Annotated in this window: 25 protein-coding genes and 1 pseudogene; 14 read left to right on the top strand and 12 right to left on the bottom strand. The window is 71.6% G+C overall.

Going from position 1 to position 26,484, the window contains the following annotated elements; translation table 11 throughout:
• Window positions 1-23: 23 nt before the first annotated feature.
• From trxB to LUW87_RS11440, 8 genes are all read right to left on the bottom strand, one after another.
• A complete protein-coding gene (trxB, locus tag LUW87_RS11405) occupies window positions 24-995 on the bottom strand; it encodes a thioredoxin-disulfide reductase (protein WP_232671299.1) in 972 nt (323 codons plus the stop codon).
• A 79-nt stretch (window positions 996-1,074) separates the two neighbouring features.
• Entirely contained in the window at window positions 1,075-1,536 is a 462-nt protein-coding gene (locus tag LUW87_RS11410; RefSeq protein WP_232671300.1) for a hypothetical protein, read from the bottom strand.
• Between the two features lie 70 nt (window positions 1,537-1,606).
• Window positions 1,607-2,515, bottom strand: a complete 909-nt coding sequence (locus LUW87_RS11415) for a hypothetical protein (RefSeq protein ID WP_232671301.1) — start codon at window positions 2,513-2,515, stop codon at window positions 1,607-1,609.
• On the bottom strand, window positions 2,512-3,111 hold the full coding sequence (locus LUW87_RS11420; RefSeq protein WP_232671302.1) for a sigma-70 family RNA polymerase sigma factor: 600 nt from the start codon (window positions 3,109-3,111) through the stop codon (window positions 2,512-2,514). The genes LUW87_RS11415 and LUW87_RS11420 overlap by 4 nt, the downstream gene beginning before the upstream one ends.
• 31 nt (window positions 3,112-3,142) lie before the next feature.
• A complete protein-coding gene (locus LUW87_RS11425; protein ID WP_232671303.1) occupies window positions 3,143-4,681 on the bottom strand; it encodes a protein kinase domain-containing protein in 1,539 nt (512 codons plus the stop codon).
• 38 nt (window positions 4,682-4,719) lie between these two features.
• Window positions 4,720-5,559, bottom strand: a complete 840-nt coding sequence (locus tag LUW87_RS11430; RefSeq protein ID WP_232671304.1) for a DegV family protein — start codon at window positions 5,557-5,559, stop codon at window positions 4,720-4,722.
• A 67-nt stretch (window positions 5,560-5,626) separates the two neighbouring features.
• Window positions 5,627-7,714 (bottom strand): DUF6049 family protein, encoded by a 2,088-nt coding sequence (locus tag LUW87_RS11435; protein WP_232671305.1) that lies wholly within the window; start codon window positions 7,712-7,714, stop codon window positions 5,627-5,629.
• Window positions 7,711-8,442, bottom strand: coding sequence for a GNAT family N-acetyltransferase (locus LUW87_RS11440; RefSeq protein WP_232671306.1), 732 nt, complete (start codon window positions 8,440-8,442; stop codon window positions 7,711-7,713). The genes LUW87_RS11435 and LUW87_RS11440 overlap by 4 nt, the downstream gene beginning before the upstream one ends.
• Before the next feature lie 73 nt (window positions 8,443-8,515).
• On the opposite strand from LUW87_RS11440, the gene LUW87_RS11445 reads away from it, so the two are divergent.
• Together LUW87_RS11445 and LUW87_RS11450 are read left to right on the top strand one after the other, a co-directional pair.
• Entirely contained in the window at window positions 8,516-9,529 is a 1,014-nt protein-coding gene (locus LUW87_RS11445; RefSeq protein ID WP_232671307.1) for a histone deacetylase family protein, read from the top strand.
• Window positions 9,530-9,597: 68 nt separating this feature from the next.
• Window positions 9,598-10,989, top strand: coding sequence for a CCA tRNA nucleotidyltransferase (locus LUW87_RS11450; RefSeq protein ID WP_232671308.1), 1,392 nt, complete (start codon window positions 9,598-9,600; stop codon window positions 10,987-10,989).
• Window positions 10,990-11,038: 49 nt separating this feature from the next.
• On the opposite strand, the gene LUW87_RS11455 is transcribed toward LUW87_RS11450, so the two are convergent.
• A complete protein-coding gene (locus LUW87_RS11455) occupies window positions 11,039-11,749 on the bottom strand; it encodes a class I SAM-dependent methyltransferase (protein ID WP_232671309.1) in 711 nt (236 codons plus the stop codon).
• Between the two features lie 90 nt (window positions 11,750-11,839).
• Here LUW87_RS11455 and LUW87_RS11460 point away from each other — a divergent pair, with 90 nt between their 5' ends.
• The 9 genes and pseudogenes from LUW87_RS11460 to LUW87_RS11500 all read left to right on the top strand — a co-directional run bounded on the left by LUW87_RS11460 (window position 11,840) and on the right by LUW87_RS11500 (window position 21,019).
• The gene (locus tag LUW87_RS11460; protein ID WP_232671310.1) at window positions 11,840-12,238 is read left to right on the top strand and encodes a DUF5318 family protein; all 399 of its coding nucleotides are present in this window, start codon (window positions 11,840-11,842) and stop codon (window positions 12,236-12,238) included.
• Between the two features lie 3 nt (window positions 12,239-12,241).
• Window positions 12,242-14,527 (top strand): transglycosylase domain-containing protein, encoded by a 2,286-nt coding sequence (locus LUW87_RS11465; RefSeq protein WP_232671311.1) that lies wholly within the window; start codon window positions 12,242-12,244, stop codon window positions 14,525-14,527.
• A 152-nt stretch (window positions 14,528-14,679) separates the two neighbouring features.
• Window positions 14,680-15,543: a 3-methyl-2-oxobutanoate hydroxymethyltransferase gene (gene panB, locus LUW87_RS11470; protein WP_232671312.1), complete on the top strand. Its 864-nt coding sequence runs from the start codon at window positions 14,680-14,682 to the stop codon at window positions 15,541-15,543.
• A 44-nt stretch (window positions 15,544-15,587) separates the two neighbouring features.
• Complete coding sequence (locus LUW87_RS11475) at window positions 15,588-16,115, top strand: DUF192 domain-containing protein (RefSeq protein ID WP_232671313.1); 528 nt, start codon at window positions 15,588-15,590, stop codon at window positions 16,113-16,115.
• 169 nt (window positions 16,116-16,284) lie between these two features.
• Window positions 16,285-16,635, top strand: a complete 351-nt coding sequence (gene rpsF, locus LUW87_RS11480) for a 30S ribosomal protein S6 (RefSeq protein WP_232671314.1) — start codon at window positions 16,285-16,287, stop codon at window positions 16,633-16,635.
• 17 nt (window positions 16,636-16,652) lie between these two features.
• A complete protein-coding gene (ssb, locus tag LUW87_RS11485) occupies window positions 16,653-17,114 on the top strand; it encodes a single-stranded DNA-binding protein (protein ID WP_232671315.1) in 462 nt (153 codons plus the stop codon).
• A pseudogene (gene rpsR, locus LUW87_RS11490) lies at window positions 17,114-17,368 on the top strand (30S ribosomal protein S18); the annotation flags it as partial. The gene ssb and the pseudogene rpsR, both read left to right, overlap by 1 nt.
• 197 nt (window positions 17,369-17,565) lie before the next feature.
• Entirely contained in the window at window positions 17,566-18,012 is a 447-nt protein-coding gene (gene rplI / locus LUW87_RS11495; protein WP_232671316.1) for a 50S ribosomal protein L9, read from the top strand.
• 358 nt (window positions 18,013-18,370) lie between these two features.
• Window positions 18,371-21,019, top strand: a complete 2,649-nt coding sequence (locus tag LUW87_RS11500; protein WP_232671317.1) for a replicative DNA helicase — start codon at window positions 18,371-18,373, stop codon at window positions 21,017-21,019.
• 118 nt (window positions 21,020-21,137) lie between these two features.
• Here the strand turns inward: LUW87_RS11500 and LUW87_RS11505 are convergent, their stop codons facing one another.
• From LUW87_RS11505 to LUW87_RS11515, 3 genes are all read right to left on the bottom strand, one after another.
• Window positions 21,138-21,461 (bottom strand): cupin domain-containing protein, encoded by a 324-nt coding sequence (locus LUW87_RS11505; RefSeq protein ID WP_232671318.1) that lies wholly within the window; start codon window positions 21,459-21,461, stop codon window positions 21,138-21,140.
• A gap of 21 nt (window positions 21,462-21,482) precedes the next feature.
• Window positions 21,483-21,947 carry a hypothetical protein gene (locus tag LUW87_RS11510; protein ID WP_232671319.1) on the bottom strand — a complete coding sequence of 155 codons (465 nt, stop codon included), beginning with the start codon at window positions 21,945-21,947 and terminating at the stop codon, window positions 21,483-21,485.
• Window positions 21,948-22,135: 188 nt separating this feature from the next.
• Window positions 22,136-22,609 (bottom strand): hypothetical protein, encoded by a 474-nt coding sequence (locus LUW87_RS11515; protein ID WP_232671320.1) that lies wholly within the window; start codon window positions 22,607-22,609, stop codon window positions 22,136-22,138.
• 216 nt (window positions 22,610-22,825) lie between these two features.
• On the opposite strand from LUW87_RS11515, the gene LUW87_RS11520 reads away from it, so the two are divergent.
• From LUW87_RS11520 to LUW87_RS11530, 3 genes are all read left to right on the top strand, one after another.
• Window positions 22,826-24,505: an N-acyl-D-amino-acid deacylase family protein gene (locus tag LUW87_RS11520; RefSeq protein ID WP_232671321.1), complete on the top strand. Its 1,680-nt coding sequence runs from the start codon at window positions 22,826-22,828 to the stop codon at window positions 24,503-24,505.
• A gap of 205 nt (window positions 24,506-24,710) precedes the next feature.
• The gene (locus LUW87_RS11525) at window positions 24,711-25,337 is read left to right on the top strand and encodes a hypothetical protein (RefSeq protein ID WP_232671322.1); all 627 of its coding nucleotides are present in this window, start codon (window positions 24,711-24,713) and stop codon (window positions 25,335-25,337) included.
• A 253-nt stretch (window positions 25,338-25,590) separates the two neighbouring features.
• A complete protein-coding gene (locus LUW87_RS11530; RefSeq protein WP_346742556.1) occupies window positions 25,591-26,481 on the top strand; it encodes a fructose bisphosphate aldolase in 891 nt (296 codons plus the stop codon).
• Window positions 26,482-26,484: the final 3 nt, after the last annotated feature.

Here is a 26,484-nt window from a genome sequence, read left to right on the forward strand (position 1 = left end):
CGACCCCGGCGAAGCGGGCGTGATCAGTGGGCGTCGTTGGCCTCGAGCCAGCGCTCGGCGTCGATGGCGGCCATGCAGCCGGATCCGGCTGCGGTGATGGCCTGACGGTAGATCTGGTCCTGCACGTCGCCGCAGGCGAAGACGCCGTCGACGTCGGTGTGGCTGCCGTCGTGGGTGACGAGGTAGCCGTTGTCCTCCATGTGGAGCTGGCCCTTGAACAGGTCGGTGTTCGGCTTGTGGCCGATGGCGACGAACACCCCGCTGACGTCGAGACGGGATTCGTCGCCGGTGACGGTGTCGCGGACCAACAGGCCCTCGACCGTGCTCTCACCTTCGATCTTGGTCACGACGCTGTTCCACTGGAAGCGGATCTTGTCGTTGGCGAAGGCGCGGTCCTGCATGATCTTGGAGGCGCGCAGCTCGTCGCGGCGGTGCACGAGCGTGACGGAGCGGGCGAACTTGGTGAGGAACAGGGCTTCCTCGAGAGCGGAGTCGCCGCCGCCCACCACGGCGATGTCGTGGTCACGGAAGAAGAAGCCGTCGCAGGTGGCGCAGGTCGAGAGGCCGTGGCCGAGCAGTCGGCTCTCCTCGGGCAGCCCGAGCATGAGGGACTGGGCGCCGGTGGAGACGATGACGACCTTGGCCCGGTAGGTGGGCTCGGCGGTGTCGGGATCGCCGACCCAGACCCCGAACGGGCGGCTGGAGAGGTCGACCCGGCTGACCTTGCGGGTGAGGATCTCGGTGCCGAAGCGGGTGGCCTGCTCGCGGAACCGCATCATCAGCTCGGGTCCCATGATGCCGTCGGGCCACCCGGGGAAGTTCTCCACCTCGGTGGTCAGCATCAGCTGGCCACCCGGCTGGTCGCTGGTCGAGGACGGCTCGCCCTCGATGAGCAGCGGCTCGAGGTTGGCCCTCGCGGTGTAGATCGCGGCGGTGAGCCCGGCGGGGCCGGAGCCGATGATGATGACGTTGCGCACGTCGGGGCTGTCGGGCATTGCGCTCTCCGCTGGATCGAGTGGGGGTGTACCTACCGGGGTATGCAGAGAACCCGGGCGGTGCCGGAATTGTTCCCGTCTACGCCGGGGCTCGTCGACGTCGGTAGACCAGCGCCCCGGCCAGGACGAAGACCGCGCCCAGGATGAGGTAGGGCAGCCACACGCTCGAGGGAAGGGCTTCGTCGAGCAGGCGTACCAGGGCGATGATGGCGATGACGGCCACCATCACGGCCATCACGGCCGCGAACAGGCCGAGGACCACGCCGCGGGCCACCGTGGTGATGGGCCCGGTGGTCTTGTCGCGGACGGTGCCGACGAGGTCGACGATGGTGTCGGTGACCTGGGCCGGCCAGTCCCCTCCGGTGAGGCCGCCCGACGAGCCGGGCTCGGTGGTGGGGGCGACGGGTGGCACGACGGGCGGGCCGGGCGGAGGCAGCGGGGGGGCCACCGGCGGCACGGCGGGAGCCACCGGTGGTGTCTGTGCGGACGGGTTGTCGGGGGGGCCCTCGACGGGACCATCGGCGCGACCGGAGGTCTCCATGGCCTCGAATCCTACCCACGGCCTCCCGATGCCTTGCCCGATCGGTGCGCGCGGGGACCGGGGGGCGAGCTCAGACGGGGCCGACGAACACCAGCGCGCAGTCGTCCGTGGTGACGACGCGGATGGTGTCGGCGACACCCGCGTCGTCGCCGGCGGTCACGACCGCGACGACGTCGCGCCCGTCGAGGACCGCACGAGCCGCCAACACGACGACGCCTGTCGGGGGGATCACCTCGGCCTCGCACGGCACCGCCGCGGCAGCATCGAAGGACTCCGGGGTGGGCGGTTCGGCACCAGCCGCGGCGGATCCCCGGTCTGCGGTGGGGTCGAGGGTGGCGCGGGCGGCGGCCACCAGCTCGTCGAGGGTGCGGACGGCACCGAGGTCGCCGACCGCCGGGTCGGCGTCGCGTGCGAGTGGGCCGGCCGCCGACGGGGCGATCGTGGTGGTGGCGCTCTCCTCGACCGGGCTGCTCGACTGCGCTTCGGCCCCGGAGCCGGCATCGTCGGCGACCGATGCGGTGTCGTCGGAGCGCTGGTCCGACAGCGTGGTCCCGACCACGGCACCCAGGGCCACCACGACCACCGCGACGGCGGCGACCAGCCAGCGCGTGGCCGGTGGCCGTGCGCCCCGGCGAGGGTCCCGGCGCTGGGCGCGTCGCCCGGGGGCGGCCGCACCAGCGGCTCGGGAGAGGCCATCGGCAGGGTCGTCGTCCGCCATGGCCTCGAGAGCCCGGGCGACGTGCTCGTCGACCACGGATGCGTCGGGGCCCGCCGGCGGGACCTCGAGCTGGGAACGAACGACGCGGAGGGCCTCGACGTGCGCGGCCAGGTCGGCGCGCGACGCGACCAGGTGGTGCTGGGCGTCGGTGGCGTCGCCGTCGACGACGGCGTGCACGGCGAGCTCGTCGGTCGAGAGCTCACGGGTGAGCTCGTCGTCGAAGGGGTTCGGCTCCGGGCCGTTCGGGGGAGGGCTGGTCATCGGTGATCGTCCTGTTCGACGTCGACCCCGGTCTCCTGGTTCCCGTGATCGGTGTCACCCGTCGGTCGAAGGGTCCGGGCGAGCGCAGCGCGGCCCCGGGCGATGCGTGAGCGGACGGTGCCGGCGGGGAGGTCGAGCACCTGGGCGATCTGGGCGTAGTCGAGGCCGAGGACGTCGCGCAGCACGACGGGGACACGGAAGGCCTCGGGGAGCTGGGCGAGGGCGGCGTCGAGGTCGAGGCGGTCGCTCACCCGGTGGTCGAGGTCAGGCGAGTCGTCACGAGGCCGATCCCAGGCATCGTCGTCGGGGTCGCCGCCGTGGGCGGTCTGCGCCGGTCGCAGCAGCGGGCGTCGTCGCTTCCGGCGCAGCTCGTCGACCGCGGCGTTGGTGGCGACCCGGTAGACCCACGTGGAGAGCGCCGAGCGCCCGTCGAAGCGGGGTAGGCCCCGCACGATGGCGATGAGGGCCTCCTGGGCGGCGTCGGCGGCATCGTCGTCGTCGCCGGTGAGTCGTCGGCAGAGGGCCCAGACCTGTGGTTGGTGGGCGCGCAGCAGCGTCTCCATCGCCCGGGGGTCGCCCTCGCGGGCTGCGGCCACGGTGGTCTCGGGGACGGTGGGGATGTCGATGTCAACCCGCCAGCAGGATGTCGGAGACCGTCACCCGCAACGGGTCGTTCGTGCCGAGGTCGGTGATCCACACCAGCACAGCGGCTCCGGTGGCCCCTCCGAGGTCGAGCTCGACGTCGCCATCCACACCGTCGGCCCTCGCGATGGGCTCACCCCAGCCGGCGAGGGTGGGGGCGACGGCGTCGCTCACGTACACCTCGACGGCCCAGTCCTGGCTGGGGCTGTTGACCCGGATCCGTTCGAGGGAGCGGGCCTCGGGGAGCGTGAGGGCGATGCCCACACCGGTCTTGAGGTTGCCGAAGGCCCGGTTGGGGTACGTCTCGGTGTTCCAGGTGGTCGAGGGTTCGGCGTCGATCACGTTGCCGACGGTGGCCTCGTGCTCGCCGGGCGTGCCGATGCCCTGCGGGTCGAAGGACGTGACCCCGCTCACCGCGACGAGAGAGGGGGCGGTGGGCCCGGCACCGGGTGCCCGCGACAACAGGTCCTCCCCGAAGTCGGTGCGGGCCACCAGCAGGGCCACCAGGACGAGGGCGAGGGTGACCAGCACGCCGCTGACGACCATGGCGGTGGGGCGCCGGGAGCCGGCCGCGGGGGGTGCAGGTCCCGTGGCGGGGACGGTGTCCCAGGGGCCCGGCGGGGTGGCGGGGGACGCGCCCGTGGCCCAGCCTTCATCGACGTGGGTGGCGACGGTGGCATCGCCCTCGGGGCGCACGGCCAACAGGGCGGTGCGGAGGTCGTCGGCGCGGGCGAAGCGATCGTCGGGTCGACGGGCGAGCGCCCGACGGATCGCCTGGTCGAGCTCGGGGGGTACACCTCGCACCCGATCCGCGAGGGGAGGGGGGTCGTGCTGCAGGCGGCGCAGGGCGAGGGCGGCGGGGTTGTCGCCGACGAACGGCGGCGATCCGCACAGCGCCTCGTAGAGCACCGCGCCGAGGGCGTACACGTCGGTTCGGGCGTCGACCGGTGCCCCCTCGACCTGCTCGGGTGCCAGGTACTTCACCGTCCCCAGCAGGGTCGAGGTCTGGGTCATGTCGGGCTGGTCGAGCACCTTGGCGATGCCGAAGTCGGTGACGAGCACCCGACCGTCGTCGGACAGCAGGATGTTGGCCGGCTTCATGTCTCGGTGCACGATGCCGGCGCGGTGGGCGCAGGTCAGCGCGGCGGCGACGTCGGCGCCGATGTGGACCACTTCGACCGGGTCGAGGCGCCCGCCCCGTTCGTCGAGGAACTCGCGCAGCGTGCGACCCCGCACCAGCTCCATCACGATGGCTTCGGTGCCGTCGTCGTTGCAGGTGTCGTAGATGGCCACGATGGACGGGTGGACCAAGCGGGCCACCGACACTGCCTCGGAGCGGAACCGGGCGCGGAAGCCCTCGTCGTCGGCGAGGTGGGGATGGAGGATCTTGACGGCCACGGCGCGGCCGAGGACCTGGTCGGTGGCCTGCCAGACCTCCGCCATGCCGCCACGGGCGAGGACGGCGTCGAGGCGGTACCGCCCACCGAGCGACCGCCCGGGAGCCAGCGCTGGCGCGTCGCTCACGACACCACGTCGCTTCCCGGGCGGCTCGTCATCGGCGATCAGGACCGCAGATAGCAGATCCCGATGACCGCGGGACCGCCATGGGTGCCGATGACGGCACCGATCTTGCCCAGGCGGATGGTGTCGCGCGGATAGCGGTCGGAGATCATGTCGAGGAAGTCGTCGATGTCCGTGGCCTCGCCGTGCAGGATCGACAGCGACTCGACCTCGCCGGCCTCGTAGAGCTTGTCGCGCAGCGTCTCGAGGGCCCGGCGCCGGGTGCGAGGCTTCCCGGCCTCCTCGACGGCCCCGTCGACGATGCGGATGAGCGGCTTCACCGACAGCATCGAGCCGAGGAGGTGCTGGGCCCCACCGATGCGACCGCCCTTCTTGAGGTTGTCGAGGGTGTTGAGGGCGCCGTAGATGTCGGTGCGCGGGATCATGCTCTCGACCCGGGCGACGATGGCGTCGGCGTCGGCACCGTCGCGGGCCATGGTGGCGGCCTCGAGGACCATGGTGCCGAGGCCGCCGGTGATCGACCGGCTGTCGACCACCCGGACGTCGACCTCGCCCTCGAGGGCGCGCGCCGCCGCCTGGGCCGACTGCATGGTGGCGGAGAGGGCGCTCGAGAGGTTGATGCAGACCACAGCGTCGGCGCCGGCGGCCTGGGCGTCGCGGAACGCCTGCTCGAAGCGGCCCGGCGAGGGGGCCGCGGTCTCGGGGAGCAGGCCCGTGCTGTCCATGAGCGAGTAGAAGCGTTCGACATCGAGCTCCTCGCGATCGACGTACTCGTCGTCGCCGAAGCGGATGCTCAGTGGCACCACGCCGATGTCGAGCGCCGTGGTGTCGGCCTCGTCCAGGTCGCACGAGCTGTCGGTCACGATGCGCACTCCGGCCATGGGCCCCCCTTTCGTCGTGTGGTTGGAGCGTATCCCCGCTGCTCGGGCCCTCCCGGTCGTGGCCGACTCACCGAGTGGGGTCGGGCTCACCGAAGACCGGGTGGTCCGACGCCACCAGCTGGCGGGCCCGGCGCACCTTGCGGAAGTGGCGGCCCCACCAGACGAGGAGGAAGACGCCGGCGCCGATGGACAGCACGAGTCCGGCTCCCGAGATGGCGGTGGAGCGCACGGTGAAGCTGGTGGAGGTGATGTCGAGCACCTCGTCGGGGGAGCGGACGCCCACCTCGAGGGGGAACGCTCCCGAGGCCCGGGTGGTGACCTCGACGTCGAGACGGGTGGTGGCGGCGGCCGGGAGCTCCACGTCGATGACGTTGCCGGCCGGGAACTCGAGCTTCACGCTGTCGAGGACCAGGTGGATGCGCACCGGGTAGGGGAGCCGGTTCTCGAGGTTGAGCGGGATCTTCCCCGAACGAGAGGTCAGCGTCACGTACTGCTGCAGCGGCGCGACGATCTCGCTCGTGGCCGCATCGATGCGCGTCGTGACCGTGTCGAGGATGTCGGCGCGCTCGGCGGCGTCGAGCGAGATCGCGCCGGAGAGCAGCAGCGCTCGGGCGAGGCCTTCGGCGAGGGTCGGCGACGCGGGCTCGGTGAGCGACCGGTACCCGGTCACCTGTCGCTCGGCGGCGCGCAGCTCGCTCGGATAGTCACCGAGCGAGGTGGGTGGGTCGCTGCGGTAGTCGAGGACGAGGTCGGTGGCTCCGCTCTGGTCCTCGGCGGCCTCGGTGACCCGGAACAGGTCGTCGAGGGTGACGGGGCTGACCATCGGGCGGCCGTCGGAGTCGGGCGGCGCCGGTTGGGCGAGCCCGGCGAGGAGCGTGGTGAGCGTCTGGGGGTCGGTGTCGGTGCCGAGGTCGAGGGCCACGCCGCGGCTCTCGCCGGGCCGGTCGTTGTAGAGCACGGCGAGATCGGCCAGTACGAGGTGGGCGTTGAGCACGGGGTCGTCGGTGGCGCGTAGGCGGCCGGCCAGGTCGGGGTCGGCGGTGACGGCGGACAGCGACGAGCCGTCGCCGACCGCGAGCTCGAAGACGTCGGTGAAGGTGACGTCGGTGGTGGGCGGGTCGACGAGCTGGTCGGTGGGCACGACGACCTGGTCGAGGCCGAGTCCGTCGAGGCGCCGGAGGGCCTCGGGGGTGAGCGTCGGGTCGGCCACGGTGGTGCGGCCGTCGGGTGTCACGCCGAGCAGTTCGGCGGTCGTCGTCGCCCCCTGGGCCAGCTGGACGTCGAGCTCGGGGTCGAGCCGGGCCGCCACCCACGCACCGAGGTCGAGCCGGACGTAGGGCTCGACGAGGACCTGGCGGCCGGCCAGGTGCCCGGCGAGGGCATCGACCGGGGAGGGGTCGGCGCTGCTCGTGGAGGTGCCCTCCAGAGCCGCCAGCACGGCGGGGACGGGATCGACGGTGAGCGCCACCGAAGGGTGCTCGGTGAGGGCGTCGATCGTGGCGAGCGCCTGGGTGGTGTCGGCGGCGTCGAGGGAAAGCTCGTCGGCCTCGGTCGGGGTCACCGTCCCGCCGATGCCCAGCACCGTCCCGACGGCGAGGGAGGGACCTTCGGTGTCGTCGGTGGGGACGCGGATCAGATGGGTGACGAGGCGGGCCAGCTCGTCGCCGTCGGGGCCCATGGCCTTCACCACCACCGGGTGCACGCCGGGCCCCGAGAGCAGCACCCCACCCTCGGGCACGGGGCCGGTGCGGACCACGGGCACGGCGATCTCGACCGCTCCGTTCGTGGCCCGCGGCGCGGTGTCGACCGGGACGGGGCTCGGACCCGGGCCGAGCGGGCTGGACAGGTCCTCCCCGCGGATCGAGCGCTCGAAGCGGATCCGCCCGATGGAGGCGGCGTGGACGTCGACCTCGATCGTGGAACCGGCGGGAAGCCCTTGGGGGAGCACCTGGATGCGGAACTCGCCGGTGGGGGCCGTCCACGGGGTCTGGCCGGCGAGGGTCAGGCGGGGCACGGTGCCGGTGGGGGTGGTGTCCTGGGCCCGGGCCGGGCGGGAGGTGGTCGTCGACAGCGCCGAGGCGACCAGCAGGATCGCGGCGAGGACGAGCCACCGCCGCCCCCGTGTCGTGGGCGGATGGTCCGCGGCGGCGCTCACGGCGTCGTCGCCGGGGTGGGTCGGCCGAGGGGGTGCTCGAGCACGGCCAGCCCGTAGGGCTCGGGGGTGAAGCCGAGGTGCTGGTAGAGCCCGAGGGCGCGCTGGTTCGTCTCCTGGGTGTTCACGAGCACGGACCGACAGCCGTGGCGGCGGCACCAGGCGAGCGCATCGCCGACCAGGGCGGTGCCCAGGCCTCCGCCCTGGTGGGCGGGATCGACGGCGAGACGTTGGAGGTACCCGAGGCGTCCCGCTCGCCCGGTCACGTGGTAGCCCACCACCCGGCGGTGGGCGCCGGCCACCCGGAAGCGGTGCGACGGGGTGGCGGAGCGGGCGTCGGCCAGGCCGGCGCGGTCGAAGCGCCAGAAGCTGTCGAAGGCGGCGCCGTCGACGGCCAGCACGGCGTCGAGGTCACCTCGTCGCCCCCGGCGGAGCCGGGCGTTCGGGGTGCGCGGCGGAGGGATCCGGTCGAGGGGGTGGCGCAGCAGGTGGAGGCGCTCGTGCACGGTGAACCCGGCGCGGAGGAACGGCTGCTGCTCTCCGTGGGTGAGCGCCGGGGTGATGACCGTGCGGTAGCCCTGCTCGACGACGCGCTGCAGGGCTTCGGCGAGCCCGCCCGGGGTGGGAGCCACGCCGGCGGTGGGGCTGAGCAGCGCCACGGCGTCGTCGCCCCGCCACGAGCCCAGGCGCAACCGGTCGGAGCCGGTGGAGAGGGTGTCGAGTCGTCGCATGGTTGCCTTCGGCCCCTCACGATACGACGCTCGGCCCGTCCGCCTCCCTCGGCCTGCTCGGTAGGGTTCCCTCGTGACCGTCCTCGTCGCGACCCATCCCCAGTTCTTGTTGCACGACACCGGTCACGGCCACCCCGAGCGCCCGGCGCGGCTCACGGCCGTGATGGAGGGCATCGATGCGGCCGGGCTGCGCGATGCCGTGGTGCGGTTCGAACCGGAGCCGGCGTCGTGGGCGGCCATCGAGCGGGTCCACCCCGACCGGTACCTCCTCGGTCTGGAGGAGCTCTCCGCGATCGGTGGGGGGCACATCGACGCCGACACGGTCGTGAGCGAGGAGTCCTTCGCCGCCGTGCTGCGGGCGGCGGGCGCCGGACTCGACGCGGTCGATCGCCTCGACGCCGGCGAGGCCGACGTGGCCTTCTGTGCCGTGCGCCCGCCGGGCCACCACGCCACGCCCCGCCAGGCCATGGGCTTCTGCCTGGTCAACAACGTGGCCGTCACGGCGGCGGCGTTGGCCGATCGGGGTGAGCGGGTGCTGATCGTCGACTACGACGCCCACCACGGCAACGGCACCCAGGACATCTTCTTCCGGGACCCGCGCGTCACCTACGTGTCCTTCCACGAGTACCCCCTCTATCCCGGCACCGGCGCCATGGACGAGACGGGTTGGGGCGACGGTGTGGGGACGACCGTGAACTTCCCCATCCCGGCCGGGGCCACCGGCGACGTGCTGCGGCTGGGCCTCGACACCGTGGTCGCGCCGCTGGTCGAACGCTGGGCGCCCACCTGGCTGTTGATCTCCGCCGGCTTCGACGCCCACCGTCGCGACCCGCTCACCGGCCTCGAGCTCACCGCCGGCGACTTCGCCGACATCACCGCGGCGCTGGTGGCGATGGTGCCCCGGGGCCGGTGCCTCGTGTTCCTCGAGGGCGGCTACGACCTCGAGGCGTTGTCCATGTCGGCGGGTGCCGCGTTGAGCGCGTTGGTGGGCGGCGACCATCGACCCGAGCCGGCCAGCAGCGGAGGACCCGGTCGCACCGTCGTCGAGGCCGTCGCCCGCATGAGGTCGGCCGCCGGTTGGTCCTGACCGCCGCCGACCCCGGCGATTGCGTCGCCGGGGAAGGACCGGCCCGGACGCCGATAGCCTCGCCCGCCGTGATTCCCGACCGCCTCCAGCCCGTCCTCGAACGGGTGACACCTCTCGCCGAGCGCTTCCGCGCCGAGGGCTTCACCCTGTACCTCGTGGGTGGGGTGGTGCGCGACCTGTTGTTGGGTCGAGACCTCACGGGTGGGCGCGACATCGACCTGACCACCGACGCCCGCCCGGCCGACACCAAGCGTTTGTTGAAGGGCTGGGCCGAGTCGGTGTGGACCCAGGGCGAGCGCTTCGGCACCATCGGCTGTCGCCGCGACGGCTGGGACTTCGAGATCACCACCCACCGTGCCGAGGCCTACGCGCCCGAGTCCCGCAAGCCGGAGGTGGTGTTCTCCGACGCCGTCGAGGCCGACCTCTCACGCCGTGACTTCACCGTCAACGCCATGGCCCTGGCCCTCCCCGAGCCCCGTCTGATCGATCCTTTCGGAGGAGCCGACGACCTGGCCGCCGGCCGCCTGCGCACCCCGTTGGCGCCCGAGGAGTCGTTCTCCGACGACCCGCTGCGCATGCTGCGTGCCGCCCGCTTCGTCGCCGGCTACGACCTCGCCCCCGACCCGGAGCTGCGGGCCGCGGTCGAGACCATGGCCGACCGTCTCACGATCGTGTCGGCCGAGCGCATCCGCGACGAGTTCGACAAGCTGATCGTGGTGCCCGACCCGGCACCGGGCCTGTGGTTCCTGGTCGACACCGGCCTCATCGATCGCTTCGTCCCGGAGTTCGGCAAGCTCCGCCTCGAACAGGACCCCATCCACCGCCACAAGGACGTGCTCACCCACACCATCGCCGTCGTGGGCAACACCCGGCCGGAGCGGATCGTGCGGTTGGCCGCGTTCTACCACGACGTGGGCAAGCCCCGGACCCGCTCGTTCGACTCCGGCAAGGTGTCGTTCCACCACCACGAGGTGGTGGGCGCCCGGATGACCCGCGAGCGGATGAAGGCCCTCAAGTACTCCGGCGACGACGTCGAGGCCGTGACCCGCCTGGTCTTCCTGCACCTGCGCTTCCACACGTACCAGATGGGTTGGACCGACGCCGCGGTGCGGCGGTTCGTGCGCGACGCCGGCGACCTGCTGCCCGAGCTCATCGAGCTCACCCGGTGCGACTGCACCACCCGGAACGAGAAGAAGGCCCGGATGCTCTCCCGGCGCATGGACGAGCTCGAGGCGCGCATCGCGGAGCTGCGCGAGCGCGAGGAGCTGGCGTCGATCCGTCCCGATCTCGACGGGAACCAGGTGATGGCCCACTTGGCGCTGGCGCCGGGGCGCGACGTGGGCGACGCGCTCGACTTCCTGCTCGAGCTGCGCCTCGAGGAGGGACCTCTCGGCGAACAGGAGGCCTACCGGCGCCTCGACGCGTGGTGGGCCGAACGCCGGGCTGCTCCCGAGGGCTGAGACAGGGCCGGTGCCCGGAGGGCGTCGACCGGTGCCTGAGGGGCCAGCGTCAGATGCCTTCCTTGCGGGCCCGGACCACCAGCGTGGCCGGCACCCTGGTCATGGCCTCGCTCCAGAAGGGACCACGGGCGACGCTGTCGGTGGGGGCCGGTTCGAGCACGTTGTCGACCCTGAAGTTGGCCCGGTGCAGGCTGGCGAACACCTCGGCCACGGAGCGGGGGTGGACGACGACGTCGCCGTCGGCGCGCGCCGAACGGTCGAGGTAGCCGTGGGTGATGCGGAAGGGGTCGTCGTCGGAGGCGTCGAGCATGCAGAACGCCGGATGGGGCAACGAGCACACGAACGTGCCCCCGGTGCGCAGCACCCGGTGGGCCTGGCGCAGGACCCGGTCGAGGTCGCCGACGCGTCCGAGCTCGTAGACGGACAACGCGGCGTCGACGGTGTCGGCTCGGATGAAGGCCAGCTCGGCGAGATCGCCGTGGTGGAGCTCGAGGCGTCGTTCGTGGCGCTCGGCCAGGTCGCGGGCCCCTTCGAGGGCATCGTGGTCGGGATCGACCACGATGACGTGGGCACCCTGGCCGGCGAGGGCCACGGCGCCGTGACCGCCACCCGCCCCGAGGACGATGACGCGCTTGGTGTCGAGCGAGCCGAGGAGGCGGAGGGACCGTTCGTCGGGGATGTCGGGGCCGTAGCTCACGACATCGCTGGGAAGGCCGTGGTCCCCGGCAGGGAAGGCGGCGGCGGCGCTGGGCTCGGGCATGCGACGCAGTCTCCCAGACGGGACCACCGGGACCGTGGAACACCTGGCCCGAGGCCGTTGCGGGCAGCGGCGTGGATAGCCTCTGGCGTCGTGAGCTTCGGACCGGGTTCGATCCAGGGGGCGACGTCCCCGGGCGAGATCGACTACCGGCTCGCGCGCCAGCACCTGGTGGCCGAGTTCAGGCGCGGGCGCCTGGCCCAGCACGAGGTCTGCGATGCCCACCCCGAGCTGGTGCGAGCAGCCCGAGAGGTGGGCGAGACGTCGCGCATCGACTGCCCCATCTGCGAGGACGACAAGCTGGTGCTGGTCTCCTACGTGTTCGGGCCCCGCCTGCCCAGCTACGGCCGGTGCATCACGTCGGCCAAGGAGCTGAAGGCGCTGGCGCGCCGGTCCGGCGAGTTCTCCTGCTACGTGGTCGAGGTCTGCCCCTCCTGCCACTGGAACCACCTGGCGCGCACGTTCGTGCTGAACCCGGCCCGCTCCGCCTGATCCATGGCCTCCCGCAGTCGTGCCGCCGATCGCGCCCCCAAGGGCCGCCCCTCCCGGTCGGGTGGGTCCCGAGCGGCGACGAGCAAGCCCCCCAAGGAGGGCACGTTCGTCTGGCGCTGGCGACGGGCGTGGTTCCTCATGGCGCTGCTGTTCGTCCTGGGGGTCTCCGGCGTCGCCTACCTGTTCACCCAGGTCCCGCTGCCCGACGACGACCCCGAGCTGTCGCAGACGTCGTTCTTCTGCGCCTCCGACGTCACCACCGACTGCAACGCCGACAACTCGATCGCCCAGCTCAGCGGGGGCATCGACCGGGTCAACGTCGAGTACGAGGACCTTCCCCAGGTGCTCGTCGATGCCGTGCTGGCCGCCGAGGACAAGGACTTCTACCTCCACAGCGGGGTGGACCCGGCCGGCATCCTGCGGGCGCTGTGGGCCAACGTGCGCAACCAGGACGTGCAACAGGGCGGGTCCACCATCACCCAGCAGTACGTCAAGAACGTGTACCTCACCCAGGAGCGCACCTACACCCGCAAGATCAAGGAGGCGGCCCTGGCCGTCAAGCTCGAGCGGGAGCTGCCCAAGCAGGAGATCCTGTTGCGCTACCTCAACACCATCTACTTCGGTCGGGGCGCCTACGGGGTGGAGGCGGCGTCACGCAGCTACTTCGGCAAGCCGGTGCAGCAGCTCACCCTCCCCGAGGCCGCCTACCTGGCCGGGCTCATCCGCTCGCCGGAGACGGCCGACGCCAACCGGGGCCCCGACGACCCCGCCGCGCCCGTCCAGGCCGCCACCGCCCTGCGCCGTCGCGACTCGGTGCTCGACGCCATGCTCGAGGCCGGTTTCGCCAGCCGGGCCGAGTACGACGCGGCGATGGCCACCGCCCTGGAGACGGTGACCCCCCGCCAGGTGCCGACCAACTTCGGGCGGGTGGCCAACCCGGAGTGGGGCACCGAGTACTTCATCGACCACGTCCGCCAGTGGCTGGTCACCGAGGGCGGCTTCAGCGACGCCGACGTCTTCGAAGGAGGGCTGAGGGTCTACACCACCCTCGACCTCGACATGCAGCGAGCGGCCCACGAGGCGGTCGTCTCCACCCTCGGCCAGCCCGACGATCCGTCGGCGGCGCTGGTCGCCATCGACGACGTCGGGGCGGTCTCGGCCATGTTCTCGGGCACCGACTTCGCCAACGAGAAGGTGAACCTGGCCACGGGCACGTTGGGCGGCGGCGGTGGGCGCCAGCCCGGTTCGTCGTTCAAGACCTTCGCCCTGGCCGAGGCGGTCGCCCAGGGAATCCCACTCAACAAGACCTACGACGCCCCGGCCAAGCTGGTGATCCCCGAGGCCAACGACGGCGAGGACTGGGAGGTCGGCAACTACGCCGACGCTGGCCTCGGCACCCTCGACCTGGTGTCGGCGACGGCCAAGTCCTCCAACACCGCCTACGCCCAGCTCATGTTGGAGGTCGGGCCGCAGAACGTGGTCGCCCTGGCCAAGCGCATGGGCATCACGGCGGCGATCGACGCCTATCCGGCCACCGTGCTCGGCACCGAAGAGGTGTCGGTGCTCGACATGGCGTCCGCCTACTCGACCTTCGCCGACGGCGGCGTCCACATCGACCCCTACGTGGTGACCCGGGTGACCGACGCCTCGGGTCGGGTGCTCTACGAGAACGAGGTCCAACGCGATCAGATCCTCGACCAGGCCCAGGTCGAGCAGGTCAACTGGGCGCTGCACCAGGTGGTGGAGGGGGGCACGGGCACGGCGGCGAAGTACGACCAGCCGGCCGCCGGCAAGACCGGTACCACCGACAACTACCGCGACGCCTGGTTCGTCGGCTACACGTGTCGTCTCACCGCCGCGGTCTGGATGGGCTATCCCGGTGTCGACGAGAACGGCAACGACCGCCTGATGGAGAACGTCCGGGGTCGCGACGTCACCGGCGGGTCGTTCCCGGCCGAGATCTGGCGCAAGTTCATGGTCGAGGCCACCCGCGACAAGGACGCGTGCGAGTTCACCCAGCCCGACCTGGCCCCGTTCGTCGACGACGAGGCGGAGGAGGAGCCAGTCGACACGACCGAGCCTCCGCCGACCACCGCTCCGGAGACGACGCTGCCGCCCACGACGGCCCCGCCCACGACGGCGCCACCCACCACCGCCCCGCCGACGACCCCACCCCCCACCACGGTCCCGCCGACCACCGCGCCGCCCACGACCGCCCCACCGGGCACCGGTGGGGCCGGAGGCGCCGGTGGGGGCAACGGGAGCAACGGCGCCGACGAGCGGGGCTGACCCGGGCCTGACCCGGGCCTGACAGGGGGTCGAGGCCCGCCGGTCATCCGTCACCTCGGGACCCGCGGCTCTGGCGGTCGGGCCCATGGCGTGGGTAGCGTTCGTCTCACCGCCGGCAGCCGAGGGGCGCCGGACGGCTCGAGGAGGCTCCGATGAGCGCACGCACCACCGTGCCCTCCGTGCAGGCCCGCAAGGCCCGACGGGGTGCCCAACCGCTGGTGATGGTGACGGCCTACGACGCCCCGGGGGCGCGGATGGCCGACGAAGCGGGGGTCGACATGATCCTCGTCGGCGACTCGCTCGCCATGGTGGTGCTCGGCTACGACGACACGCTGTCGGTGACCACCGAGGACATGGCCCACCACACCGCGGCGGTGGCCAGGGCCCGACCGGCCCCGCTCATCGTGGCCGACCTGCCCTGGATGAGCTACCACGTGTCCACCGAGGACACGGTGCGCAACGCCGCCACCCTGGTGCGGGCCGGGGCCCAGGCCGTGAAGCTGGAGGGCGGGCGCAAGCGGGTGCCGATGATCGAGGCCCTGGTCGACGCCGAGATCCCGGTGATGGGCCACGTCGGCCTCACCCCGCAGTCGGTCAACGCCATGGGCGGGTTCAAGGTCCAGGGGCGCGAGCACGCCGCCGCCCTGGCGCTGGTCGACGACGCCAAGGCGTTGGCCCACGCCGGGTGCTTCGCCGTCGTGCTCGAGGGCATGCCCGACGAGGTGGCCCGCATGGTCACGGACGCCGTCGACGTCCCCACGATCGGCATCGGGGCCGGTTCGGCCTGCGATGGCCAGGTGCTGGTGCTGCACGACGTCTTGGGCATCGAGGACCGCATCACCCCCAAGTTCGTGCGCCGGTACGCCTCGCTGAAGTCCGATGCGGTCGAGGCCCTGCAGGCCTACGCCGCCGATGTGCGCGCCGGGCGGTTCCCCGGACCGGACGAGAGCTACCACCTGTCGGCGGAGGCCTCCGAGGCGCTCGGGCTCTACGGGAGCACGGCGCACACGGCGTGACGGCGCGACGGCCCGGTGTGGCTCGGGTGGCGAGCGGCGCGCTCGTGGCGCTGGCCGTCGTGGCCTCGGGGTGCTCTGACGGCAGCCCCGACGCGACTCCCCTCGTTCCCGCCGATGGCACGAACACCTCCACGACCCTCGTGGCCGAACCGGGCCTGGTGGCGCCGGTGGGCTACACGGCGGTCACCGTCGTCGTCACCCAGCCCGACGGTTCCGTACAGGAGTGGTGCCTCTGGCTGGCCGACGAGTCCGCCGAGCGCTCCCGGGGGCTGATGAACGTCACCGATCCCGACCTCGGTGGCAAGGCCGGCATGGTGTTCACCTACGAGACGGACACCTCCAACGGCTACTGGATGCGCGACACGCCGCTGCCGCTCACCATCGCCTACGTCGCCGCCGACGGATCGGTGGTGTCCACCGCGGACATGGAGCCCTGCCCCGAGGACGCCGAGACGTGTCCGTCCTACCCTCCCGACGGGCCCTACCGCTACGCGGTGGAGGTGCCCCAGGGTCGCCTCGACGACCTCGGGATCGTCGACGGCAGCCGGGTGACGCTGGGCGACGCCTGCTGAGCACGTGTGGCGAGCCGCTGTCACAGGGGCCGGCCAGACTGGTCGACGATGGCGTGCTCTTGGGGATTGCGGTCCGCGTCCGATAGGGTCGCCCGGTCCAATGAAGCCCTGCCCCGTGCTGACGGGGCCCCGGTGGCCGCGAGGTCGGCCACGGGTCCGTAGGGAGGTGATGCTCGCCGTGCGAGCCTACGAACTCATGATCATCTTTGACGGCGATCTCGACGACGCCGGGGTGTCCGAGCAGCTCAAGCTCGTCACCGCCGCAGTCGAGGCCGGAGGAGGCACCGTCGCCAAGCGCGACATGTGGGGCCGCCGCCGCTTCGCCTACGAGATCAACCACAAGTGGGAAGGCGTCTACGTCGTCCTCGAGATCGTGACCGAAGGTCGCGATCTGCACGAGGTCGAGCGTCAGCTCCATCTCGCGGACCCTGTGGTCCGCCACAAGGCACTCCGCCTGCCCGAACGCGAAGCGACCCGCCGAGGTCTGCTGGGCGAGGCGGCGCCGGCCGAGGCCGGCTGACCCAGGAGGCACTTTCCATGGCAGATGCAAACGTCACGATGGTGGGCAACTGCACCCGAGACCCGGAGCTGCGGTTCACCGCCTCGGGGATGCAGGTCACCACCATGGGCCTGGCGGTCAACCACCGTCGCCAGAACCGCCAGAGCGGTGAGTGGACCGAGGAGACGTCGTTCGTCGACGTCACCTGCTTCGGTCAGATGGCCGAGAACGTGGCCGAGACCTGTACCAAGGGCAGCCGGGTGCTCGTCACCGGGCGCCTCTCGGTGCGCACCTACGAAAAGCGCGACGGTGGCACCGGTGTCGCCGTCGAGGTCGTCGCCGACGAGATCGGCCCCAGCCTGCGCTGGGCGACCGCACAGATCACGAGGAACGAGCGCCGCGAGGGCGGCTACGACAGCGGCGGGGCCGGCGGTGGCGCCCCCCGGGCGCAGTCGGCAGCCCCTGCCGGCGGGTACGACACGGACGAGGAGCCGTTCTGATGGCCAAGGCATCAGCACCGAAGCGCGGCAAGAACAAGGACAACGCGCGTCGCAGCAAGAAGAAGATCAGCGTCCTGACTCAGGAGAAGGTCGAGTACGTCGACTACAAGGACGTGAACCTGCTGCGCCGGTTCATGTCCGACCGGGCCAAGATCCGGGCTCGTCGCGTCACCGGCAACGACTCCCAGCAGCAGCGCGAGATCGCTCGGGCCATCAAGAACGCCCGAGAGATGGCGTTGCTGCCCTACGCCAGCCGGGTGACCACCCAGCGCGGCGGGGGACGTGACCGTGGGGACCGCGGCGATCGTGGCGACCGCGGTGATCGTGGCGACCGCGGCGACCGCGGGCCCCGTCCCGAGGCGACCACCGCCCCGACCGACACCGAGAACACCGCGCCCGAGGCCACCGAGGCCGAGGTCGTCGAGGTGGAGGCCACCGAGGAGGTGTCCGAGTGAAGCTGCTCATGCGCTCCGACGTCCAGGGCGTGGGCAAGAAGGGCGACCTCGTCGAGGTGGCCGACGGCTTCGCCCGCAACTACCTGGTGCCCAAGGGCTTCGCGGTGGCGGCCACCCCCGGGGTGGAGGCCCAGGCCTCGGCCATGCGGCGGTCCCGTGATCTCAAGGACGCCGCCGAGCGGGCCTCCGCCGAGGAGATCGCCAAGACCCTCGTGCCCGCCATCATCACCCTCACCGAGCGAGCTTCGGGCGAGGGCAAGCTGTTCGGCTCCGTCTCCGTCCACGATCTGGTGATCGCGGTGGGCGAGCAGACGGCGGTCGAGCTCGAGCGTCGCCACATCCTGCTCGAGGAGCCGCTGAAGACGGTCGGCACCCATGCCGTGCCGGTCAAGCTCCACAGCGATGTGCAGTTCCAGATCACCGTGGAGGTCGTCGCCTCCTAGGCGTCGATCCCTCTTCGGAACGTGGCGAAGGACCGGCCCGAGGCCGGTCCTTCGTCGTTGCGCCGGGGCGTGACGCCCGTCACGTTTAGTGCTGATCAGCGCCGGTCGGTCAGCATCGGTGCAGATCCGAACAGCAGCACTTCTCCACAGTGGGCGTCACTGTTTGAGCCGGTTCAGTGTCGCAGCCCCTGCGTAGCGTTCCCCCATATGGGACTAGGGCTCGGCTCGAGTGGCCTTGCCGCTCGCAACTCACAACCGGGCCGGGTTGTCCACACACCGTCCACAGGGGGATCGGTGGAAATTCCCAGGGTTGTCCGTCTATCGCTGCACAGGGCGAATGCGAGAGTGTGTCGAGGCCATGACCTTCCCCGATGACGAGAGCCGTGCCCCCCGATCCGGTGGGGCGACGCGGGTCCCACCGCACAACCTCCAGGCCGAGGAGTCCCTCCTCGGGGCGATGCTGCTCTCCAAGGAGGCCATCGCCGTGGCCTCGGAGATCCTCGAGCCCGAGAACTTCTACAAGCCCGCCCACGGCCACATCTTCGAGGCCGTCACCTCGCTCAGCGCCGCTGGCGAACCGGCCGACCCCGTCACCGTGGCCGAGGAGCTGCGTCGCGCCGGCCTTCTCGACGCCATCGGCGGCCCCGCCACGCTGGTCACGCTGCAGGGCGCCACCCCGGCCATCTCAAATGCCAGCCGCTACGCCAAGATCGTCGAGGAGCATGCGCTGCTGCGCCGCCTCATCGGCGTCGCCGGCGAGATCGCCGAGATGGGCTACAGCCTGCCCGACGACGTGACCAAGACGGTCGACTCCGCCGAGTCGCTGGTCTTCGAGGTCGCCCAGCGCCGAGTCACCGACTCCATGGCGCCCATCCACGACCTGCTCAACGCCAACCTCGACCGTCTCGAGAGCCTGTACGACAAGGGCGACTCCATCACCGGTGTCCCCACGGGCTTCCTCGACCTCGACGAGCTGCTGTCGGGCCTGCAGCCCAACGCGCTCGTCGTGCTCGGGGCCCGTCCGTCCATGGGCAAGACCGCCTTCGGCCTGGGCCTGGCCACCCACGCCGCCATCGAGGCCAACCGGCCGGTGCTGCTGTTCAGCCTCGAGATGGGCCAGCTCGAGCTCACCCAGCGCATGTTGTGCTCCGAGGCCCGGGTCGACTCCAAACGGGTGCGCAACGGCAACCTCACCGAGGCCGACTGGGGCAAGATCGCCCATGCCACCGGCCGTCTGGCCGAAGCGCCGATCTGGATCGACGACAACCCCAACCTCACCATCATGGAGATCCGGTCCAAGGCCCGCCGCCTCAAGAGCCGGCTGGGTGATCTGGGCCTGGTGGTGGTCGACTACCTGCAGCTGATGACGGGTCGGTCGAGCGCCGAGAACCGCCAGGTGGAGGTGTCGGAGATCTCCCGTGGCCTCAAGATCCTCGCCCGCGAGCTCGAGTGCCCGGTGCTGGCCATGTCCCAGCTCTCGCGTGGCCTCGAGATGCGAGCCGACAAGCGCCCCATGCTGGCCGACCTCCGCGAGAGCGGTTGCCTCACCGCCGACACCCTCATCACCCGCGCCGACACCGGTGCGCAGGTCCCCATCGGCGAACTCCTTCAGACCGGCGCCACCGACGTTCCGGTGTGGACCCTCGACGAGCACTACAAGCTCGTCCCCGGTGTGATGAGCCATGTCTTCGCGAGCGGCGTCAAGGAGACCTACGAGCTCAGGCTGCGGTCTGGGCGGTCCGTCAAGGCCAGCGGGAACCACCCGTTCATGCGGTTGGGTGGTTGGACACCGCTCGATGCTCTCGTCGTCGGTGACCGCGTCGCCGTCCCGCGGTCGCTCCCCACACCACTCGCCACCACTCGGTGGGACGACGAGCACCTCATCATGTTGGGCCACATGCTCGGCGACGGGTCGCACGTCGAGCGGCACAGCCTGCAGTACACGACCGTCGACCCCGAGAACGTCGAGGCGGTGCTCGCCGCCGCCTCGGTGTTCGACGTGACTCCCCGGGTCGTTCACGAGCGGACCTGGATCCAGGTATACCTGTCCGCCACGAAGCGCCTGACCCACGGCGTCAGTAATCCGATCGCCGTCTGGCTCGACGAACTCGGACTGTGGAACAAGCGTTCGTGGGAGAAGTTCGTGCCGGACGAGATCTTCGCCCTGCCGGACGACCAGATCGCGCTCTTCCTCCATCATCTCTGGGCAACCGACGGTTGCGTCTGGTCCGATGTACAACGGCGACGGGCGCCGGTGGTCTACTACGCCACCACGAGCCGGCGTTTGGCCACCGATGTGCAGACCCTCTTGCTGCGTTTGGGAATCAGAGGTCGGGTGCGGTCCGTGGCCCAGGGGCCGCACCGCCTCGGCTACCACGTGATCGTGCAGGGAGCCGCCGACCAATGCCGCTTCGCAGAGGTGGTCGGGGTGCATGGCGAGAGAGCCCGGCATCTGACCCCGTTGCGTGAATGGCACGCGAGCCGACGTCCGAACACAAACCTCGATGCCGTTCCTGCTGATGTCTGGGACCACGTTCGGCACAAGTCGATGCCGGAGCACGGCGTGTCGTCCAGGGAGCTGGCGCGCCGGCTCGACATGGCCTACTGCGGTTCGACGCTCTACCTCCATGGTGTCTCTCGTGATCGCATGCAGCGGCTCTCGGCGGCTCTGCCCGAGGACCAGTGGATCGCTGATCTCGCCGCCTCCGATGTCTTCTGGGACGAGGTGGTCGACATCGTGCCGCTCGGCCCGCAGCCGGTCTTCGACGCGACGGTCGACGGTACCCACAACTTCCTGGCCGACGGAATCATCGTCCACAACAGCATCGAGCAGGATGCGGACGTGGTGATGTTCATCTATCGCGACGACGTCTACAACCCCGACTCACCCGATCGGGGCACGGCCGAGATCCTCGTGTCGAAACACCGCAACGGTCCCACCGGCATGGTCCGTCTGGCGTTCCTCGATCACTACACCAAGTTCGCCAACATGGCTCGCGGCGCGTAGCACCCCCCGGTTATCGGGGGACAGGCGACCCGCGAAACTCCTTCGTCGAGCGGGCACATGCTGGTCAGACTGGCCGGGTGACGACCTCTCCTCCGACGACGGGCGGCCCCGAGCCCGTTCAGGGCGCGGCGGGAGCGTGCACGGCGAGCCACGACGTGCCGGGCTCGGTCTCGTGCAGCACGTGAGGGGTGGCGGCCGGGATGGTGACCCAGTCGCCCGCCGCCAGGTCGAGCACCTCGCCGGCGATCTCGAGGCGGGCGGAACCGGTGAGCACCACCACCCACTCGTCGGCGTCGGACACGAAGCGCTCGGCGCGTTCGAGGTGGCCGCTGAGGATGTGCTCCACGCGGACGGCCCCCAGGTGGGCGAGCACATGGTGTGTCTCGCCCACGCCGGGGGCCTGTCGCCCGTCTTCGAGTCGCCCCCGGCGCACGTCAGCCATGGTGCCGGGTACCGGTCGGGACTACTCCTGGACGCAGCTGGTGAGAGCCTCGAGGAACGCGGGGGGCGGCTCGTCGCTGTCGAGGGCGGTGATGAACTCGCCCATGTCGACGTCCTCGAAGGCGTCTCGCAGGCAGTCGGCATCGACGGTGCCCCCGCTCGCCTCGATGTCCTCGATGATCGAGTCGACGAAGTCGTCGGGGTCGATGCAGTTGAACATGTCGCCGACCGCGCCCATGAGCTCGCTCGGGGGCTCTTCGTCACCCTCGACGGTGGCTGCCAGGGCGGCGGCATCCTCGTCGGGGAGGTCGGCGGCGACGTCCTCGACGCAGCTCTCGTCGATGCCGAAGCCCTCCTCCTCGGCGCTGGCCATCAGCGCGTCGACGACCTCTTGCTGGTCGTCGCTGAGGCTGGCGCCACCATCGTCACTCCCGCACGCGCCGAGGAACAGCGCGGCGGCCGCCGCCAGGACTAGGAACTTGCGCATCGAGACCCTCCGGTCCACTCGTGTGAAGCTCGCAGGCTAGGCCCTCCCGCCGGCCGCCCGTCGAGAGAGCCCGGCCGGCATCCCTCCCGAGTGCTCGGTGCCACCTGAACCCTGGGGACCGTCGGCTGATCGGTCGGGCCGAACTGGTCCGTCGCGCACGGCGATCTCGGCCGAGATCGCAGGGGCTGCTACTCCTCCTCGACGCACCCCAGGATGGCGTCGAGGAACCCGTCGGGCGGCTCGTCGCTCTCGAGCGCCTCCGCCAGGTCGCTCATCTCGAAGTCCGAGAGGGCATCGCGCACGCAGTCCTCGTCGACCGTGGCGCCGCTGTCGGAGATCTCGGAGATCATCGAGTCGATGAAGGCGTCGCGGTCGAGGCAGCCGAAGATCTCCGTGCCCAACGCCTCGCCTTCGGCGGACAGCTCGGGGTCGCCGTCGACCCCGGCGGCGACGAGCGCGGCGGCGTCCTCGTCGGACAGGTTGGAGGCGACGTCCTCCGCGCATGCCTGATCCATGGCCAGGCCTTCCTCTTCCATGGCCGTGTTCAGCATGTCGACGACTTCCTGCTGGTCGTCGCTGAGGCTGGCGCCACCGTCGTCGCTCGAACAGGCGCCGAGGAACAGCGCGGCGGCCGCCGCCATGAACAAGAGCTTCCGCATCATCGTGGCCCCTTCGGTCCGGTTGCCTGGCTGAACGCTAGCGCCCCGTCCGGGCGCCCCGGGGGTGTTCGTCACCCCGTCGGTCCCACCGAGGGAGGCGGGACACAGCCCCGGCCGCCGCTTGCGCCGCCGGTGGCGGTGGGGGTGGACTGGGCCCGAGCGACCGGGCCCGGTCGCGGGGGAGAGCGCCGGCGATCGTCGGCGAGGGGAGAGGGCTCGATGGCTGCGCACGACCTGGTGATCCGCAACGGCACGGTGGTGGACGGCACCGGGGCGCCGCGCCGCGAGGCGGACGTCGCCGTCGACGGTGGCCGCATCGTGGCGGTGGGCGACGTCGAGGGGCGCGGCCGGCGAGAGCTGGAGGCCGACGGACTGCTCGTCACGCCGGGCTGGGTCGACGTGCACACCCACTACGACGGCCAGGCCACCTGGGATCCGCAGCTCACGCCGTCGTCGTGGCACGGCGTCACCACCGTGGTCATGGGCAACTGCGGGGTGGGCTTCGCCCCGGTGGCCCCCGACCGCCACGAGTGGCTGGTCGCACTGATGGAGGGCGTGGAGGACATCCCGGGTACCGCCCTGCACGAGGGCATCACCTGGGAGTGGGAGAGCTTTCCCGAATACCTCGATGCCCTCGGCCGCACCCCCAAGGCCATCGACCTCGCCGCCCAGGTGCCCCACGCCGCGCTGCGTGGCTACGTCATGGGCGACCGCGGCGCCGAGCATGCCGAGCTCCCCACGCCCGACGAGATCGACCGCATGGGTCGTCTCGCGGCGGAGGCGATCGAGGCGGGGGCCCTGGGCTTCACCACGTCGCGCACCATCGCCCACCGCTCCGTCGACGGCCGCCCCACGCCGAGCCTCACCGCCACCGCCGACGAGCTGCTCGGCATCGCCCGAGCCGTCGGCGCCACCGGCAAGGGTGTCTTCCAGGCCGTCGCCGACCTCGTCGACGTCGACGTCGAGTTCGCCCTCCTGCGGGCCATGGCCGAGGTCAGCGGTCGGCCCCTCTCGATCACCACGCTCCAGCGCGCCGAGCAGTCCCCCGACGCGTACCGTCGCCTCCTCGAGCTCATCGCCGCAGCCGCCGCCGACGGGCTGGAGGTCCGGGGGCAGGTGGCGTCGCGACCGGTGGGCCTGGTCCTGAGCCTGGAGGGCCGGCTGCACCCGCTGGTCGCCTCGCCCACCTACCAGGCCATGGCTGAGCGCCCCCTGTCCGAGCGAGTGGCCGAGCTGCGCCGCCCCGAGGTGCGCGAGCGGGTGCTCGGTGAGCTCGCCGACCCCGCCACCGACATCGTGGGTCGCCTGGGGCCCACCTTCGCCTTCGGCGACGAGCCCCGCTACGACCCTCGCCCTGCTGATCGCCTCGATCTGGCCGCGGCCTACGACGCGCTGCTCGCCGACGAGGGTCGGGGCGTGCTCTACGTGCCCATCATGAACTTCACCGACGGCGATCTGGCGGCCGTGCGCGAGATGCTCGTGCACCCTCGCACGGTGCCCGGCCTGGGTGACGCCGGGGCCCACTGCACCATGATCTGCGACGCCAGCTTCCCCACCCACCTGCTGCAGTACTGGGGGCGCGACGTCGCCGAGGACCAGCGCCTCGGCGTGGAGTGGGTCGTGGCGCGCCAGGCTGCCGCCACGGCCGCCCTCGTCGGGCTCGGCGACCGCGGCACCCTGCAGGTGGGGAAGCGGGCCGACGTGAACCTGATCGATCTCGACGCCCTGACCCTGCACAACCCCGAGATGCGCTACGACCTCCCGGCGGGGGGCAAGCGCCTGGTGCAGCGGGTCGACGGCTACCGGGCCACGATCGTGGCCGGCGAGGTCGTCCGGGCCGACGGCGAGGACACCGGTGCCTTGCCCGGGCAACTGGTGAGAGGCGCCCGCCCCGCCTGAGGGGAGCCCCTGTCCGAGCGGTCTGCTGTCCGGGGGCCGCCGATGGTGGCGGTGGGGCGGTCCCGGGTCGTTCGGCCCCCGTCGGGCCCGCGTCCGGCTCTGTCGCTGTTCCGGGTCCCTCGGTACCGTCACCGACGGAGGGTGTGGCGAACCCGTCGGGTCGCTCACGGCCCACGGAGGCGCTGCGCCGTCGGAGGTGGTCGTCATGAACGGTGCCGTCTGCCCGGCCTGCGGGGCTCCTCGACACCCCGGGGCGCTGGCCTGCGATCGCTGCGGACTGGTCGTCGACGAGCCGGAGGGTCGGGGTCTGCTGTGGGCGGCGATCGCCGTGGTGGTGATCGGCGTCGTGATCGCCGGTGGCATCGTGGTGTGGGCCGCCCGCTCCGGCGGCGGCGGCGCGGGCGAGGTGTTCGTGGCCAGCGGCCAGGCGTCCTCCACGTCGACGACGTCGACGACGTCGACCACCACCACCACCACGGAGCCGACCACGACCCCGACGCCGGCCCCCGCGCCCCCTCCTTCGGCGCCGGTCACCACGGCCCCGTTCGACTGGACCACCGCGGTGGGCAGCCCCTACGAGGCGATCGCCGACTGGGCCACCGCACTGGGGCTGAACTACGTGGGGCTGTGCGACCAGCTCGACTCCATGGCCGACCATGGCGTCGACCCCTGGTGCGCCAGCGTGTTCGCTGACCGCGGAGCCGAGGTCGTGTTCCGCCTCGCCGACTTCCCCGGCGGCGACTTCGGGGTCTGGGTCCTCACCGCGGCGACCCCTTCCGGCTGGCAGGTCGTGGACGACGCCGAGGACACCGGCGGCGGCCCGCCCTTCTGAACGTGTCCCCCGGGGGCGCGCGGCAGGCATCCCCGCGTTCTGGTCCCTGTGTGTTGCTGCGCCGTGTCCGGGAGATGACCGAGGGGGTGCGGCCCCGCCGAGAGGTGGCGGAACGGACCATCGCCTCTGTGGGATCGGGCCCGGAGCGAGTAGAAATGGGTGATCGGCGGCGTGTCGAAGAGGGGCCGCCTGCGACCCCTCACCCGGGCGCCGTCGAGCGCAGGTCTGTACCCACACCACGACCCACGGGGCCATTGTGAACCAAGAGCAGCTGAACAAGATCGCCGCCGGCAACGGCTTCATCGCCGCCCTCGACCAGAGCGGCGGCAGCACCCCCAAGGCCCTCCGGCTGTACGGCATCGAGGAGTCGACCTACTCCTCCGAGGACGAGATGTTCGACCTCGTCCACCAGATGCGCAGCCGCATCGTCACCAGCCCCGCCTTCAGCGGCGAGCGCATCATCGGCGCCATCCTCTTCGAGATGACCATGGACCGTGAGATCGGCGGCAAGGGCTCGGCCGCCTACCTGTGGCAGGACAAGGGCGTCGTGCCGTTCCTCAAGGTCGACAAGGGCCTCGCCGACGACGCCGACGGCGTCCAGCTCATGAAGCCCATGCCCGGCCTCGACGAGCTCCTCGAGCGGGCCAAGGGCAAGGGCGTGTTCGGCACCAAGATGCGCTCGGTCATCAAGCTCGGCAACGCCGCCGGCGTGGGTGCCGTCGTCGGCCAGCAGTTCGAGGTCGGCCGTCAGATCCTGGGTCACGGTCTGGTCCCGATCATCGAACCCGAGATCGACATCAAGAGCCCGGAGAAGGCCCAGGCCGAGGGGCTGCTCAAGGACGGCATCCTGGCCGCACTGGCCGACATCGCCGAGGGCCAGCAGGTGATGCTGAAGCTCACCCTCCCGGAGGCCGACGGCTTCTACACCGAGCTCGTCGAGCATCCCAAGGTGCTCAAGGTGGTGGCCCTCTCCGGGGGCTACACCCGCGACGAGGCCAACGCCCGCCTGGCCCGCAACCCGGGTGTGGTGGCGTCGTTCTCCCGGGCGCTCACCGAGGGCCTCACCGCCCAGCAGACCGACGACGAGTTCAACGCCATGCTCGACGGCTCCATCCAGAGCATCTACGAGGCGTCGATCGCCTGACCG

The organism is Rhabdothermincola salaria (assembly GCF_021246445.1).
Classification (GTDB): domain Bacteria; phylum Actinomycetota; class Acidimicrobiia; order Acidimicrobiales; family Acidimicrobilacustridaceae; genus Rhabdothermincola_A; species Rhabdothermincola_A salaria.

Coding starts and splice junctions, on each gene's coding strand:
- trxB (WP_232671299.1), bottom strand. CDS start 995: ATGCCCGACAGCCCCGACGTGCGCAACGTCATCATCATCGGCTCCGGC.
- LUW87_RS11410 (WP_232671300.1), bottom strand. CDS start 1,536: ATGGAGACCTCCGGTCGCGCCGATGGTCCCGTCGAGGGCCCCCCCGAC.
- LUW87_RS11415 (WP_232671301.1), bottom strand. CDS start 2,515: ATGACCAGCCCTCCCCCGAACGGCCCGGAGCCGAACCCCTTCGACGAC.
- LUW87_RS11430 (WP_232671304.1), bottom strand. CDS start 5,559: ATGGCCGGAGTGCGCATCGTGACCGACAGCTCGTGCGACCTGGACGAG.
- LUW87_RS11440 (WP_232671306.1), bottom strand. CDS start 8,442: ATGCGACGACTCGACACCCTCTCCACCGGCTCCGACCGGTTGCGCCTG.
- LUW87_RS11455 (WP_232671309.1), bottom strand. CDS start 11,749: ATGCCCGAGCCCAGCGCCGCCGCCGCCTTCCCTGCCGGGGACCACGGC.
- LUW87_RS11465 (WP_232671311.1), top strand. CDS start 12,242: ATGGCCTCCCGCAGTCGTGCCGCCGATCGCGCCCCCAAGGGCCGCCCC.
- panB (WP_232671312.1), top strand. CDS start 14,680: ATGAGCGCACGCACCACCGTGCCCTCCGTGCAGGCCCGCAAGGCCCGA.
- rpsF (WP_232671314.1), top strand. CDS start 16,285: ATGCTCGCCGTGCGAGCCTACGAACTCATGATCATCTTTGACGGCGAT.
- ssb (WP_232671315.1), top strand. CDS start 16,653: ATGGCAGATGCAAACGTCACGATGGTGGGCAACTGCACCCGAGACCCG.
- LUW87_RS11500 (WP_232671317.1), top strand. CDS start 18,371: ATGACCTTCCCCGATGACGAGAGCCGTGCCCCCCGATCCGGTGGGGCG.
- LUW87_RS11505 (WP_232671318.1), bottom strand. CDS start 21,461: ATGGCTGACGTGCGCCGGGGGCGACTCGAAGACGGGCGACAGGCCCCC.
- LUW87_RS11510 (WP_232671319.1), bottom strand. CDS start 21,947: ATGCGCAAGTTCCTAGTCCTGGCGGCGGCCGCCGCGCTGTTCCTCGGC.
- LUW87_RS11515 (WP_232671320.1), bottom strand. CDS start 22,609: ATGATGCGGAAGCTCTTGTTCATGGCGGCGGCCGCCGCGCTGTTCCTC.
- LUW87_RS11520 (WP_232671321.1), top strand. CDS start 22,826: ATGGCTGCGCACGACCTGGTGATCCGCAACGGCACGGTGGTGGACGGC.
- LUW87_RS11525 (WP_232671322.1), top strand. CDS start 24,711: ATGAACGGTGCCGTCTGCCCGGCCTGCGGGGCTCCTCGACACCCCGGG.